This window comes from Vibrio phycocola, from assembly GCF_053850235.1.
In genome coordinates, this window is record NZ_JBSQDJ010000032.1 from 1 (window position 1) to 835 (window position 835).

Annotated in this window: 4 tRNA genes and 1 rRNA gene; all 5 read left to right on the top strand. The window is 44.4% G+C overall.

Annotated features, from left to right (window positions below):
* Positions 1 to 60 (top strand): 16S ribosomal RNA (locus ACWU4D_RS19585); the annotation flags it as partial.
* 73 nt (positions 61 to 133) lie between these two features.
* Positions 134 to 209: transfer RNA gene (locus tag ACWU4D_RS19590), tRNA-Glu, on the top strand.
* A 22-nt stretch (positions 210 to 231) separates the two neighbouring features.
* Positions 232 to 307, top strand: a tRNA-Lys gene (locus ACWU4D_RS19595).
* Between the two features lie 15 nt (positions 308 to 322).
* A tRNA-Ala gene (locus ACWU4D_RS19600) sits at positions 323 to 398 on the top strand.
* 15 nt (positions 399 to 413) lie between these two features.
* Positions 414 to 489: transfer RNA gene (locus ACWU4D_RS19605), tRNA-Val, on the top strand.
* The last annotated feature ends 346 nt before the right edge of the window (positions 490 to 835 follow it).

Sequence of the window (835 nt, forward strand, 5' to 3'; positions counted from 1 at the left end):
ACTGGGGTGAAGTCGTAACAAGGTAGCGCTAGGGGAACCTGGCGCTGGATCACCTCCTTATACGAAGATTATTAAGACGAGTGTCCACACAGATTGATTAGGTTTAAGTAAAAGAGACGTAATAAGTAAATGTGTCCCGTTCGTCTAGAGGCCTAGGACACCGCCCTTTCACGGCGGTAACAGGGGTTCGACTCCCCTACGGGATACCACTTCTTATAAAGAAGTAGTAAAGGGTCGTTAGCTCAGTTGGTAGAGCAGTTGACTTTTAATCAATTGGTCGCAGGTTCGAATCCTGCACGACCCACCATTACTTTAAGATTATGGGGCTATAGCTCAGCTGGGAGAGCGCCTGCCTTGCACGCAGGAGGTCTGCGGTTCGATCCCGCATAGCTCCACCATAATCTTTAAATAATGGGCGATTAGCTCAGTTGGGAGAGCACCTGCCTTACAAGCAGGGGGTCACTGGTTCGAACCCGGTATCGCCCACCATCTTTAAGCACATTTGATAAAACGAATGTTTTTAAAAATGGTAACGTTCACGTTATCTTGCTCTTTAACAATTTGGAAAGCTGACAAAATAACGATTTGATTGATCGTTATTTGTAAAAGTTCTCAAATCCTATGTTTCATCTAATGAAATATAGGTACCAACACACATTCAAGTGTTCTTGGGAACATCATCCTAGATGATGTTCATATTTTGAGTCCGGCAAAAATCAAAAGCACTCTCGCTTATTCAAACAATGAGAGTGCAACTAAAACCTTGGTTAGTTGCCATGCAGACCCCTTGGGGTTGTATGGTTAAGTGACTAAGCGTGTACGGTGGATGCCTTGG